Raw genomic sequence first — 12,264 nt, forward strand, 5'->3', positions numbered from 1 at the left:
GTTGAAAATACGCAAATTACCACATCCCGCCAAGGTGGCGCGGACCAGGGCCAGACGCTAGCTGGCCGACACCCCTTCCCATGCCCCATGCGGCGCCGGCAACGTGCACTGTTCCGGCGTGAGCGCGCGCAGCATGGGCGGCGCCGGCTCGCGATCGGGCGGCGCCGCCGCGTCCGGCACCGGGTCCAGTTCGCGCAGCAGTTCCAGGCAAGCGAGCGCGGCCCGGTTCTCCACGTCCTTTTCCTCGTGCCAGGCCGACACGGAGACGGCCACGATGTTGTAGCCGCGCAGCGCGCGGAACAGCGCCCCCATGTCCGCCAGGCTGGGCCCGGCCTTGACGTGGTATTTCAAGGCCGGCATCTGGGCCTCGGCATCGATCACGTCCGTGTCGAAGTGCACGTACAGCCGTTCGGCCGGCGACAGGTGGCGCAGGATAGCGCCGATTTCGCACTGGACCAGGCCCGAGGCGGCCACCGCTTCGGCTTCGCCGGGGTCGAGGTCGCGCGCGTCCGACAGCACGATGCGCTGCTCGGGGAAGGGCGTCACGCCCACGGCCGAGCGCAGCGCGCCGATGGCGTCGCGGTTGTCGCGCCGGCGGTCGGGCCGGCCCACCAGCATGGCCAGCGGCATGCCGCCCAGGTAGCGGGTCTGGCTGGTGTTCCAGGTGTGGAAGTCACCATGGGCGTCCAGCCACAGGATGCGCTCGGGCGGGCGGCCAGCCTGCTGCAGCCCGCCCAGCATGCCCAGCGACGACACGCAGTCGCCCGAGATGCTGACTGGCATGTCGCCGGCCCGCACGATGTCGCGCACGGCCGCCGCCAGCCGGCCATAGACCTTGCCCATGCTGCGCATCTGCTCGCCGCGGTCGGCGATGGTGGTGGCCTGGCATTCGTCCACCTGCACCACCTGCCAGTCGTGGCGGTCCAGTTCACACACGCGGGCCAGGCCGTCGCGCCGCTGGCCCATCAGGAAAGGCACGAGCAGGCGCCGCTTCATAGCCAGCCCTCCGGGTCCATGCCGTAGTCCAGCGCGTCCATCATGGCCGCCACCTCGCCCTGGCGCCCCAGCGCCAGCAGCGCCTGCTCGCGCTTGCGCCAGCGCTGGCGGGCCGGCTGCTCGGTGGCCATGGTCACCGGCAGTTGCGCCTGCATGGCCATGGGCGGCAAGCCCAGGTAGCCCGTGACACGGCCCATGGCGGCCACCGGGTCGGCCAGGAAGTCCTCGAAACGCAAGCGCAGCGCCGGCACGCCCGCTTCCAGCACGGCGCGGTGCGGCGACAGCCACTGGTTCAGGCACACCTGCTCCAGCGGCGCGGCCGTGAATTGGCGCCAGTTGGGCGGCAGGTCGAACTTCCACCAGCGCCGCCCGAACGGCAGCACGTCCGTGTAGCCGACGATGCGCAAGTCCACGCCGGCCCAGCGCAGGTCGTGCGAGAAGAAGCCCACCGGCGACTGCCAGCCGTCGATCAGGCCGTTGACGGCCTGGGCGTAGCCGCGCGTGAGGTGGATGTACTTGATGTCGGCGTTGGGGAACAGCTGGCGGTACAGGCCCAGCCGGTAGACGTCGGGCGGGGTCTTGAACAGCAACACCTTGCTGGCCGCGTCATCGGCCCCGAACGGGCGCCGCTGGTGGCGCGGCATCACGAATGGCGGCTCCTCGAGCTTGAGCGGCACGTCGAAGCCGCCGGCCGCGCCGTCGCGCGCCATGCCGTCGTAATAGGCCATGCGCCAGCCGTCGTGGCGGAACACCTTGCCCAGCACGTATTCCTGCCAGGCCCGCTCGCCGCCGCAGCGCTGGGCCGCGCTGGCCGTCACGGCCTCGTCCAGCGACTGGCCCAGCCGGCGCAGTTCGGACGGCTGGGCGAACACGGACGGAAATTGCAGCAGCAGCCGGTTGCGCCAGCGCCGCTTGATCAGGTCCAGGTCGGGCGGGCCGTTATCGGCCACGGTCAGGTCGTCGAGCACGCAATCGGCCAGGGCAGCCCGGTTGGCCAGCGTGCCGATGGCGTCGCTGTTGCTGGAATAGCCAAAGCCGTTGCCGGTCAGGGCCAGGTAGGGTTCGATTTCGCCATCGAGCGTGGCGATGCCGGGGTGGCGCGCCAGCACGCTGGTAAGCAGGCTGGAGCCGGACCGTGGGCTGGTGAGGATCACGGCCACCTGGCGCACGGCGCCGCCCAGCTCGGACGGCGCCACGGCGCGGATCGAATTGACAGCGTCGATCAGCCCGTTCATGCGGGCCGAACCGGCGCGGCGCGCTGGATCAGGTACACGAAGAATTTTTTCATCTCGGCCTTGTCGGCGGCCGCGCTGTCGAGTTCGCGCACGCTGTAGCCGTTGGCTTCGGCCAGCTTGCGGGTCTGCGCGATGGCGCCGAAACTGGCCTGGGCGAAGTAGATGCGCCCGCCCGGCTTCAGGTAGCGCCCCACCTGCTCGAAGAAGCCGGTGTTGGTTTCGAAATTGGTGTCCCACTGCGAACGGGCCACCACGTCGTGGGCCGGCTTGTCGCGGAACGGCAGGTTGGCCGTGATGACGTCGAACTGCTCGTCGCCCACGTTCTGGAACAAATTCGATTCGCGCACTTCCATCACGTCCTCGAAGCCGTGCAAGGCCGCGTTGTAGGTGGCGCTGCGCAGCGCCGACGGGTTCACGTCCAGCGCCAGCACCCGGCCCGCGCCCGCGTAGCAGGCGTGCACGGCGATCACGCCCGAGCCCGTGCCCACGTCGAGCACGGCGTCGCCGGGGTCCACCTGCAGCTGGCGCACGAGCGGCTGGCTGTCCGTGAATGGCCAGAACGTGCCGGGGTAGACCATGAATTGTTTGCCCAGGTATTTGATCATGCGCCCCTCGGGCGGGATGGCCTTGAACGCCTTCTGGCGGTTCTTTTGCCAACGGTCGATCTGGGACAAGCCTGCAGCGTGTACGTGTTCCATGTCATTCCTTCGCAGTGGGTAACTAGTGAAACAGAAGTGAGCAGCGCCGGCCCGGCCAGGTCGAGTATAGCCAAGGCGGCGCCCGCGCCGAAATGCCGATTAGTTTTAAAATAACATGAAAACGTAGCTAAACAGCAACATACTTTTTGCAAGTGACGGCCGTTCATCCCGCCAAAGGCGCGCTTCGTCGCAGCGCGCGCCCCGGCGCCACAGGCACGCCGTACAATGGCTGGATGCCATAACAATAATGTTGTATTTGTACCCAACAAGGAGCGTTCCATGTGCCGCCTGTCCCTGTCCCTGCCCCTGCTTGCCACCGTGCTGGTCCCGTTGTCGCTGCTGCCGGCACCGGCCGGCGCCGCCGACAGCGTGCGCCAGTTGGCGCCATTCATCGCCATCAACTGCAAGGGGCCGATCAGCATCACGGTCAACGTGGGCCAGCCGCAATCGGTGACCGTCAGCGGCAGCGACGACTTCGTGTCCCAGCTCAAGACCGAGGTGGTGCAGAACGAGCTGACCATCTCGCTGCCCGAGCGCCACGGCGGCCAGGCCAGCAACGGCCATCCGCACGTGGCCATCAACCTGCCCTCGCTGAGCCGGCTGAAGGTGGAAGGCGCCGGCGAGACCATCGTGAACCGGGTGGCCGGCGAACGGCTCGACGTCAGCTACCTGGGCGCCGGCCACCTGGTGGCCAACGGCAAGGTCAAGCTGCTGCGGCTGGCCGCCAAGGGCGTGGGCGAAGTCGACACCCACGCGCTGCAGGCCGAGCGGGTGGACGTCAACTTCGAGGGCGTGGGCGCCGTCAGCGTGTATGCGCGCGACACCCTGAACGCCATCGCGCGCGGCATGGGCTCGCTGTCCTACTACGGCCACCCGCGCGTGATCAACAAGTCGGTGCAGGGCATCGGCAGCGTCAGCGCCGGCGACTGAGGGGCGGGCGCACGCCCACCACGCGCCCACAAGCGAGGTCAACCGGGACAATTGTCATGGTGACATGCCGGGCGTTTGCCAGTACCATCGGTAGCGAAAGTGAAGCTCCCGTCCGCATACCCTGGAGGCCGATACCGTGGCTGCGCCCGCCGCCCTCGCGCACTGGCGCGCGCAAATCCTCGCGCGCCTGCTGCTGATCGTGTTCGTGCTGGGGGTGGCCACCGCCATCCCCAGCGCGCTGCTGGCCGCGCGCGAAGGCATCTGGCTGATCGCCACCATCGACGTCGGCGCCATCGTCTGGATCGGCGCCATCTGGCGCCTGCGGCGCCTGCCCTACGCCACGCGCGTGTGGCACTTCCTGGCCGTGATCTACGTGGTGGGCGTGGGCCTGCTGCTCAAGGTCGGCCCCATCAGCCAGATCTACCTGCTGGCCATACCCGTGCTGGCCGCGCTGCTGCTGGGTTTCCGGAGCGCCCTGTGCATGCTGGCGCTGACCACGGCCACCGTGCTGGCCCTGGGCTACCGGGCCGACGCCGGCCTGCAGGTGATGGGCCTGCCCGCCTACGGCATGCTGCGCTCGTTCATCATCGCCCTCAACTTCCTGTTCATCGCCGCCGTGCTCACGCTGTCGTGCGCCGTGCTGCTGCGCCACCTGGCCCGCTCGCTCGACGAACTGGCCGCCAGCGCGGCCTCGCTGGAACAAAGCCGCAACCACCTGGTGGCCGTCAACGATGACATCCACCGTCTCGCGTTCTACGACGTGCTCACCGGCCTGCCCAACCGGCGCCTGCTGATCGACCGCATCGACACGCTGCTGGCCGCCAGCGCCCGCGACCGCCATTACAGCGCCGTGCTGTTCATCGACCTGGACCGCTTCAAGTTCATCAACGACGCGCGCGGCCACGGCACCGGCGACGCGCTGCTGCGGGCCGTGGCCGAACGGCTGCTGCCGCTGATGCGCAAGGCCGACACGGTGGCCCGCATCGGCGGCGACGAATTCGTCGTCGTGCTGCCGCACCTGGCCGTCGCGCTGGAGGCGGCCACGCTGGCCGCGCGCACGGTGGCCGACAAGATCCGGGCCGCCATCGCCACCCCGTTCGAGATCGACGGCCAGCGCTACAGCTGCTCGGCCAGCATCGGCGTGACGCTGCTGCCGCAAAGCGGCCAGAACGCGCTCGACTTGCTGCGCGAGGCCGACACGGCCATGTACCGCGCCAAGGCCGACGGCCGCAACGGCGTCGCGTTCTACGAGACGGCCATGCAGACGGACGTGGAACGCCGGCTCGACATGGAACGCGACCTGGCCGCCGCGCTGGCGGCGGGCCGGCTGGAGATGCACGCCCAGCCCCAGGTGGACCGCCACGGCCGCACCGTGGGCGCGGAAATGCTGATGCGCTGGCCGCTGCCCGGCGGCGGCGCCGTGCCGCCGTCCGTGTTCATTCCCGTGGCCGAAGAGTCGGGCCTGATCCTGCAGCTGGGCCAGTGGGCGCTGGAGCAGACCTGCGCCGCCGCGCTGCGGCTGGCGCGGGCCGGCCACATGCTGACCCTGTCCGTCAACGTCAGTCCCAGCCAGTTCCGCCAGGCCGGCTTCGTCGAGCAGGTGCGCGCCACGCTGGCCGCCAGCGGCGCCCCGGCCAGCATGCTGGTGCTGGAAGTGACGGAAGGGCTGCTGGTCGAGAAGATGGACGCCACCATCGAACGCATGCACGCGCTGGCCGCGCTGGGACTGCGCTTTTCCATCGACGATTTCGGCACCGGCTATTCCAGCCTGGCCTACCTGCGCCGCATGCCGCTGTACGAACTGAAGATCGACCGCAGCTTCGTGACGGACGCGCCGCATGACGCGGGCAGCGGCGCGCTGGTGCAGACCATCCTGGACATGGCGCGCCACCTGAAGTTGCGGGTGGTGGCCGAGGGCGTGGAGACCCAGGCCCAGGCCGACTTCCTGATCGGCCACCACTGCCATTGCATGCAGGGCTACCTGTACGGGCGCGCGGCGCCGGTGGAGGCGCTGCTGGCGCGACTGGCGGCGGGCGGCGTTCCGCCGGCGCCGGCGCCCGGCGCGCCGGCGCCCGCCGACGCGGCGTGATGCGCCGGCCGCGGGCCGCCACTGCCCCACCCGTGCCATGGGCCGGATTCAGGCCGCGCCGTCGAGCCGGTAGGCGGCGCTGTCGAACTGGCGCGTGATGCGGCGATACTCGAAGGTGAAGCCCGGCCACAGCGTGCTGTTCCGGCCGCCGCTGGTCAGGTACCAGCTCTTGCAGCCGGAACTCCACACGGTGCCGCGCAGGCGCCGCTGCAACTGGTCGTTGTAGCGGCGGCTGGCGTCGGCCCGCACTTCCACCGCGCGCAGCCCGCGCGCGCGGCGCAGCGCCAGCGCCTGCACCACGTAGCGCACATTGGCCTCGATCATGTAGATCATGGAGTTGTGGCCCAGGCCAGTGTTGGGGCCGATGATCATGTACAGGTTGGGGAAGCCGGCGATGGCCGCGCCCTTGTAAGCTTCCAGCCCGCCGCGCGCCGCCTCGCTCAACAGCACGCCGTCGCGCCCGCGCACGGCCACCGGGCCCAGCGCGTGCTCGACGTCGAAGCCGGTGCCGTAGATGATGGCGTCCACCGGCCGCTCGCGGCCATCGCGCCCCACCACGCTGCCGGCCCGCACTTCGGCGATGCCGTCCGTGATCACGGCCACGTTGGAGCGGGCCAGGGCCGGATAGTAATCGCTCGACAGCAGCAGCCGCTTGCAGCCGGCCCGGTAAGTGGGCGTGACCTTGGCGCGCAGCGCCGCGTCGTGCGGGATCTGGCGCGCGATGTGGCGCCGCGCGTGCCACTCCACGGCCCGCATCAGCCACGGCCACTTGGCGAAGGCCAGCAGGCGCGCTTCGTAGCGCACATAGGTCAGGCCCCGGTACAGCGCCTGCAGCGGCTTGACCCGGCGCAGCAGCCACCGTTCCACGGCCGTGATGGCGCGGTCGGGCCGGGGCAGCACCCACGGCGCCGTGCGCTGGTACAGGTCCAGTTGCGCCACCTGGCCGGCGATGACGGGCACGAACTGGATGGCGCTGGCGCCCGTGCCGATCACGGCCACCCGCTTGCCGCGCAAGTCGTAGTCGTGATCCCAGTGGGCCGAGTGGAACACCTTGCCGCGAAAGTTCTCCAGTCCCGGCACGGTCGGCATGGCCGGGCGCGACAGGGCGCCGGTGGCGATCACCAGGTTGCGCGCCGTCAGTTGGCCGCCGCTGGTGGTGAGCTGCCAGCAGCCGCTGGCAGCGTCGTAGTCGGCCGCCAGCAAGGCCGTGCCCAGACGGATGCGCTCGATCAGGCCGTAGTGGCGGGCGATGTGCTCCGTGTAGCGCAGCAGTTCGGCCTGGGCCGGGAACTTGCGGCTCCAGTCCGCGTTCTGGGCGAACGAGAACGAATACAGGTGGCTGGGCACGTCGCAGGCCGCGCCCGGATAGTGGTTCACGCGCCACGTGCCGCCGAACACGGCGTCCTTCTCCAGGATGGCGAAATTGCTGATGCCCGCCTCGCGCAGCTTGATGCCCATGCACAGGCCGGAAAAGCCACTGCCGATCACGGCCACTTCCAGAACCGGTACGGGCCCGTTGTCCACACCCTCGCCGCTTGCCATCGTCTCCATGTCGCCGCCTCCAGTTATCGTTATCTGACATTACTCAATGTCAGTAAAATGACTTTACAATTGACATTATTCAATGTCAACATAGATCCGATAGTGACATTGGACGATGTCAAACCAATGAGAGCGCGACGACATGAGCGGCAAGATGAAAATCACGACGGCGGCGGAAGCGGCCAAGGGCGAGCGGGTGTACCGTGGCGCCAGCAATGAACAGCGCGTGAGCGAGCGCCGCCAGCGCCTGCTGGCGGCCGCCATCCACTGCTTCGGCACCCACGGCTACCATCACACGACGCTCAAGATGCTGTGTGCCGAGGCGGGGCTGACGGAGCGCTATTTCTACGAATCGTTCAGCAATTTCGATGAACTGTTGTGCAGCGCCTACAACGAGGCGGCCGACACGATCCTGGCCAAGGTGACGGCCAAGGTGGCGCGCGCCGCGCCCAATCCGCATGACCGCATGCTGGCCGCGCTGGACGCCTACCTGGCGGCCGTGGCGGCCGACAAGGCGCGCGCGCGACTGGTGCTGATGGAGATCGAGGGCGCCAGCGAGGCGGCCAACGCCACTTACCGCCACCGGCTGGACCTGTCCACCGACCTGATCGAACAGGTGATCTGCGCCGATTTGCCGGCCAGGCCGGCCAACGGCCTGTCGCCGCGCCTGCTGTCGGGCGCGCTGCTGGGCGCCATCTACCAGACGGCCAAGAACTGGGCGCTGGCCGACTTCAAGCCGGCGCGCACCGTGCTGGTGAAAAACCTGCTGGCCATGGGCCTGGCCACGGCAGCCGTCTGGCAGGGCCCCGCCGCGCCGATTCCCCCCGCTGCCACCCGCCGCCGGAGCACCTGAGATGGATATGGTTGATACCGTTGCCGCAGTCCTGGCGGCGCTCCTCGTTGTGATCCTGCTGGCCAACCGGCTGGCGCCGCTGACGGCGGCCCGGCTGGGCATGGACCTGGAACGGTGGCGCGCCGGCCTGCGGCTCAAGCGCGCCGCCGTGCCGGGCTTCGTGATGCCCTACCTGGAAGGTGGACAGGGTGCGCCGCTGGTGCTGGTGCATGGCTTTGGCGGCGACAAGGACAACTTCACCCGCATTGCCCGCTTCCTCACGCCCCACTACCATGTCGTGATCCCCGACCTGCCCGGCTTTGGCGAAGCAACGCGCGACGCGGCGGCCAGCTACACCATCGCCGAACAGGTGGAACGGCTGCGCGCCTTCCTGGACCAGGTGGCGCCCGGTCCCGTGCACCTGGGCGGCAATTCCATGGGTGGCTTCATCGCCGCCCAGTTCGCGGCCACCTATCCGCAACGGGTGGCCAGCCTGTGGCTGCTGGACCCGGCCGGCACGGCCGCCGCCCAGAGTTCAGCGATCCTGGAGCGCTACCGCGACACGGGCGACATACCGCTGCTGCTGCGCCAGGTGGGCGACATCGACCGGATGATCGCCAGCGCCACCCACCGCGAGCCGTTCCTGCCCTACTGCGTGCGCAAGGCGCTGGGCCAGCGCGGCGTGGCCGACCATGCGCTGCACAGCCAGATCATGCACCAGCTGACCACGGCGCCGCTGCTGGAGCAGCAATACCGCGAGCTGGCGCCACCCACCCTGATCGTGTGGGGCCAGCAGGACCGCATCCTCGATCCGTCCGGCGCCGCCGCGCTGGGCGCCCTGTTCCGCCGCAGCCGCACCATCTTGATGCCCAATATCGGCCACCTGCCCATGCTGGAAGCGCCGCGCCAGAGCGCGCGCGACTACCTGGCGTTCCGGCGAGAGCGCGCGTGCGCCTGACGCGGCCACACGACAACGACACTGACAACGACAACAAGGGGAGACTGGCGATGCAGCACTACAAGGACAAGGTGGCCGTGGTGACAGGCGCCGGCAGCGGCATCGGCCGCCAGCTGGCGCTGCAACTGGCGGCGGCCGGCGCGCGGCTGGCGCTATCGGACGTGAACGAGGCGGGGCTGGCCGAGACCATGCGCCAGCTGCCGGCCGGCGCAAACGCGCGCAGCTACCGGGTGGACGTGTCCAGTCGCGAACAGGTATTCGGCCACGCGGAACAGGTGCGGCGCGATTTCGGCACCGCCCATTTTGTGTTCAACAACGCCGGCGTGACGCTGGCCGGCACCATCGCCCACAGCACCATCGAGGAAATCGAATGGCAGCTGGGCATCAACCTGTGGGGCGTGATCTACGGCTGCAAGGCCTTCCTGCCCATGCTGCTGGCCCAGCGCGAAGGGCAACTGGTCAACATCTCCAGCATTTTCGGCATCGTCGCCTTCCCCGGCCAGGGGGCCTACAACGTCTCCAAGTTCGGCGTGCGCGGCTTCACGGAATGCCTGTGGCAGGAGCTGGAAGGCACGGGGGTGTCGGCCACCTCGGTGCATCCGGGCGGCATCCGCACCGACATCGCCCACGCGGCGCGCTTTTCCGTGAACGCCGACGCGACGGAACGGGGCTTCGTGGCCAAGGGTGACAAGCTGTTGAAAACGCCGCCCGAGGACATGGCGCGCGCCATCCTGCGCGGCGTGGCGCGCGGCCAGCGGCGCATCGTATTCGGCCACCTGGCCGGCCTGCTCAACGCGCTGCAAAAGCTGATGCCCGTGTCCTACGGGCGCGCCGTGCGCCTGCTCGAACGCATGGCCTGACACGCCACGCGGCGGTGGCGTGCGGGCGCGGGTGGCGTTTGATTTGCTTTGGCACAACAACAATGGCAACCGTGACACTGGCATTTGCTAGAATGAGGATCGGGCAACCACCGTCGCGTCCCATTACCCCATGAACCGAGTCCACGCCCTGCTGCTCCTGCTGTTTAGCCTGGCCATGTGCCAGGCGGGCGCGGCCACCGTCCAGGCTTGCGCCGACCAGGCGGAGATGCCGCCGTTCGTGTACGCCGAGCGCGTACACGGCCAGCGCAGCGGCCAGGTGGTGGGCGCCAGCGTGGACTTGCTCAACCTGATCGGGGCCCGCCACGGCTGGCAAGTGCAAGTGCAACTGCTGCCGTGGGCGCGCTGCCTGGCGCTGGTGGCCGACCACCGCGTGGCGCTGGCGCTCAACATCGGCCAGGCCGACGCCACCGCCAGCAAGCTGCTGCTCAGCGACGCCTACTTCACCATGCACAATGTGTACTTCTATTCGCGCCGGGCACGCCCGCAGGGCATCCATTTGCGGCAGCTGGCCGACGTGCACCGCTACCACCTGTGCGGCCTGGGCGGCTACCGCTTCGAGGCCTACGGCATCGCCACGGCCGACGTGGACCGGGGCGCCACCATCGGCTACGAGCAGCTGATCGGCAAGCTGCACCTGGGCCGCTGCGACCTGTTCATCGACAGCCGCGAAACCATGGCCGGCCAGTACCTGATCAACCCCACGCTGCGCGGCATGCTGGTCGATGGCACGCTGGTGAGCCAGCCCTTGCCCGGTTCGCCCTTGCGCGAACTGTATTTCGGCGTGGCCGCCAGCGGCGCCGGGGCGGCGCAACTGTTGCGAACCATAAACGCCGGACTGGCGCGGCTGGACAAGACCAAGGAACTCGATAAACTGCTAGCGCATTACCTGGAAGACTAACCCGCCCCGGAGTCCGGATGCCCCAAGCTCGCGCCGTTACGCCACGAACACCGGCCCTGGCCGCCCTGCTGCTGACGCTGGCCGGCGGCGCCGCGCACGCCGGCGAGCTGGCCACCAGCGCCGCGGACCATGACGGCGCCAGCCCGGCGGCATCCCAGCCCGCTGCCGCGCCGGACTATCCCGCGCGCCCGCTGCTGTCCGTGAACGGCTTTGGCACGTTCGGCTACGCCCACGCCGACCAGCATGGCGCCGACTATGTGTTCGACAACCTGCAGCCGCAGGGCACGGGCCGCAACCACCAGTGGAGCAGCGACGTGGACAGCCGGCTCGGGGTGCAGTTCACGGCCAATTTCACGCCGCAGCTGCAGGCCGTGGTGCAGGTGCTGTCCGAGTACCGCTGGAACAACAGCTACCAGCCCTTCATCAACTGGGCCAACCTCAAATATTCGATCACGCCCAACCTGAGCGTGCGGGCCGGCCGCATCGCGCTGGCCAGTTTCCTGGCCTCCGATTCGCGCCGGGTCGGCTACAGCAACGTGACGGCCCGTCCGCCGATCGAGGTGTACCGGCTGCTGGCGCTCAAGGAAAGCGATGGCGTGGACGCCTCGTACCGCGTGCGCAGCGGCGACACCAGCAACACCACCAGCGTCCTGTATGGCAAGCGCACCGTCACCAACACGCGCGGCATCGACGTCCATTCGAGCGCCGCGATGGGCGTGTTCGACACGCTGGAGCATGGCCCGCTGACACTGCATGCGGCGTACCAGCAGCGCGACGTGGACAACCAGAACCCGCCGCGCGGGCGCTTCTGGTCGCTGGGCGCGGCCTGGGATCCGGGCGACTGGTTCACATCGGCCGAGTGGGTGCGGGTGACCAATTACGACGCCAGGGGCATCGAGGCGGTGCGCGCCGCGTGGTATGTGAACGGCGGGGTCCGCATCGGCAACCTGACGCCGTACGCCACCGTGTCGGCCCTGAAGCCGCTGTCGGACACGGGCGCTCCACCGATCGCCCAGCACACCTATGCGGCCGGCGTGCGCTGGGACATGGCGCGCAATCTGGACCTCAAGCTGCAGTGGGACCAGGTGCACCTGGGCGCCGGCTCCTACGGCACGCTGCAAAGCGTGGCGCCGGGCACGCCGCGCGGCGGCCAGGTCAACGTGGTCAGCGCGCTGGCCGACTTCATTTTCTGATGACGAGGCCCT

At 69.2% G+C, this 12,264-nt stretch carries 11 protein-coding genes; 7 read left to right on the plus strand and 4 right to left on the minus strand.

Annotated elements, in window-relative coordinates; genetic code table 11:
* Positions 1-57 precede the first annotated feature (57 nt).
* Genes H3H36_RS10965 through H3H36_RS10975 form a run of 3 tightly spaced genes read right to left on the minus strand, consistent with a single transcriptional unit; the run spans position 58 to position 2,929 of the window.
* On the minus strand, positions 58-1,098 hold the full coding sequence (locus H3H36_RS10965) for an arginase family protein (protein WP_182217654.1): 1,041 nt from the start codon (positions 1,096-1,098) through the stop codon (positions 58-60).
* Positions 993-2,231 carry a sulfotransferase family protein gene (locus H3H36_RS10970; RefSeq protein ID WP_182217325.1) on the minus strand — a complete coding sequence of 413 codons (1,239 nt, stop codon included), beginning with the start codon at positions 2,229-2,231 and terminating at the stop codon, positions 993-995. Before H3H36_RS10970 ends, H3H36_RS10965 begins: the two co-directional genes overlap by 106 nt.
* Entirely contained in the window at positions 2,228-2,929 is a 702-nt protein-coding gene (locus H3H36_RS10975) for a methyltransferase (RefSeq protein WP_182217328.1), read from the minus strand. The genes H3H36_RS10970 and H3H36_RS10975 overlap by 4 nt, the downstream gene beginning before the upstream one ends.
* 279 nt (positions 2,930-3,208) lie before the next feature.
* On the opposite strand from H3H36_RS10975, the gene H3H36_RS10980 reads away from it, so the two are divergent.
* Both H3H36_RS10980 and H3H36_RS10985 read left to right on the plus strand, forming a co-directional pair.
* Positions 3,209-3,859: a GIN domain-containing protein gene (locus H3H36_RS10980; protein WP_182217331.1), complete on the plus strand. Its 651-nt coding sequence runs from the start codon at positions 3,209-3,211 to the stop codon at positions 3,857-3,859.
* 136 nt (positions 3,860-3,995) lie between these two features.
* Positions 3,996-5,948, plus strand: coding sequence for a putative bifunctional diguanylate cyclase/phosphodiesterase (locus H3H36_RS10985; RefSeq protein ID WP_182217333.1), 1,953 nt, complete (start codon positions 3,996-3,998; stop codon positions 5,946-5,948).
* A gap of 48 nt (positions 5,949-5,996) precedes the next feature.
* Here the strand turns inward: H3H36_RS10985 and H3H36_RS10990 are convergent, their stop codons facing one another.
* Positions 5,997-7,499 (minus strand): flavin-containing monooxygenase, encoded by a 1,503-nt coding sequence (locus H3H36_RS10990; RefSeq protein WP_220459715.1) that lies wholly within the window; start codon positions 7,497-7,499, stop codon positions 5,997-5,999.
* Between the two features lie 145 nt (positions 7,500-7,644).
* Between H3H36_RS10990 and H3H36_RS10995 the strand changes: the two genes are divergently transcribed.
* The 5 genes from H3H36_RS10995 (at position 7,645) to H3H36_RS11015 (ending at position 12,252) form a co-directional block, all read left to right on the plus strand.
* The gene (locus tag H3H36_RS10995; protein ID WP_182217335.1) at positions 7,645-8,343 is read left to right on the plus strand and encodes a TetR/AcrR family transcriptional regulator; all 699 of its coding nucleotides are present in this window, start codon (positions 7,645-7,647) and stop codon (positions 8,341-8,343) included.
* Positions 8,344-8,350: 7 nt separating this feature from the next.
* Entirely contained in the window at positions 8,351-9,280 is a 930-nt protein-coding gene (locus H3H36_RS11000; RefSeq protein WP_182217338.1) for an alpha/beta fold hydrolase, read from the plus strand.
* A gap of 50 nt (positions 9,281-9,330) precedes the next feature.
* The gene (locus H3H36_RS11005; protein WP_182217341.1) at positions 9,331-10,140 is read left to right on the plus strand and encodes an SDR family NAD(P)-dependent oxidoreductase; all 810 of its coding nucleotides are present in this window, start codon (positions 9,331-9,333) and stop codon (positions 10,138-10,140) included.
* 130 nt (positions 10,141-10,270) lie between these two features.
* Positions 10,271-11,059, plus strand: a complete 789-nt coding sequence (locus H3H36_RS11010; protein WP_182217343.1) for a substrate-binding periplasmic protein — start codon at positions 10,271-10,273, stop codon at positions 11,057-11,059.
* 17 nt (positions 11,060-11,076) lie between these two features.
* On the plus strand, positions 11,077-12,252 hold the full coding sequence (locus H3H36_RS11015; protein ID WP_182217345.1) for a porin family protein: 1,176 nt from the start codon (positions 11,077-11,079) through the stop codon (positions 12,250-12,252).
* Positions 12,253-12,264: the final 12 nt, after the last annotated feature.

Origin of the sequence: Rugamonas fusca (assembly GCF_014042365.1) — a bacterium.
Taxonomy (GTDB): Bacteria; Pseudomonadota; Gammaproteobacteria; order Burkholderiales; family Burkholderiaceae_D; genus Rugamonas; species Rugamonas fusca.

Coding starts and splice junctions, on each gene's coding strand:
- H3H36_RS10995 (WP_182217335.1), top strand. CDS start 7,645: ATGAAAATCACGACGGCGGCGGAAGCGGCCAAGGGCGAGCGGGTGTAC.
- H3H36_RS10975 (WP_182217328.1), bottom strand. CDS start 2,929: ATGGAACACGTACACGCTGCAGGCTTGTCCCAGATCGACCGTTGGCAA.
- H3H36_RS11000 (WP_182217338.1), top strand. CDS start 8,351: ATGGTTGATACCGTTGCCGCAGTCCTGGCGGCGCTCCTCGTTGTGATC.
- H3H36_RS10980 (WP_182217331.1), top strand. CDS start 3,209: ATGTGCCGCCTGTCCCTGTCCCTGCCCCTGCTTGCCACCGTGCTGGTC.
- H3H36_RS10990 (WP_220459715.1), bottom strand. CDS start 7,499: ATGGAGACGATGGCAAGCGGCGAGGGTGTGGACAACGGGCCCGTACCG.
- H3H36_RS10970 (WP_182217325.1), bottom strand. CDS start 2,231: ATGAACGGGCTGATCGACGCTGTCAATTCGATCCGCGCCGTGGCGCCG.
- H3H36_RS11005 (WP_182217341.1), top strand. CDS start 9,331: ATGCAGCACTACAAGGACAAGGTGGCCGTGGTGACAGGCGCCGGCAGC.
- H3H36_RS11015 (WP_182217345.1), top strand. CDS start 11,077: ATGCCCCAAGCTCGCGCCGTTACGCCACGAACACCGGCCCTGGCCGCC.
- H3H36_RS11010 (WP_182217343.1), top strand. CDS start 10,271: ATGAACCGAGTCCACGCCCTGCTGCTCCTGCTGTTTAGCCTGGCCATG.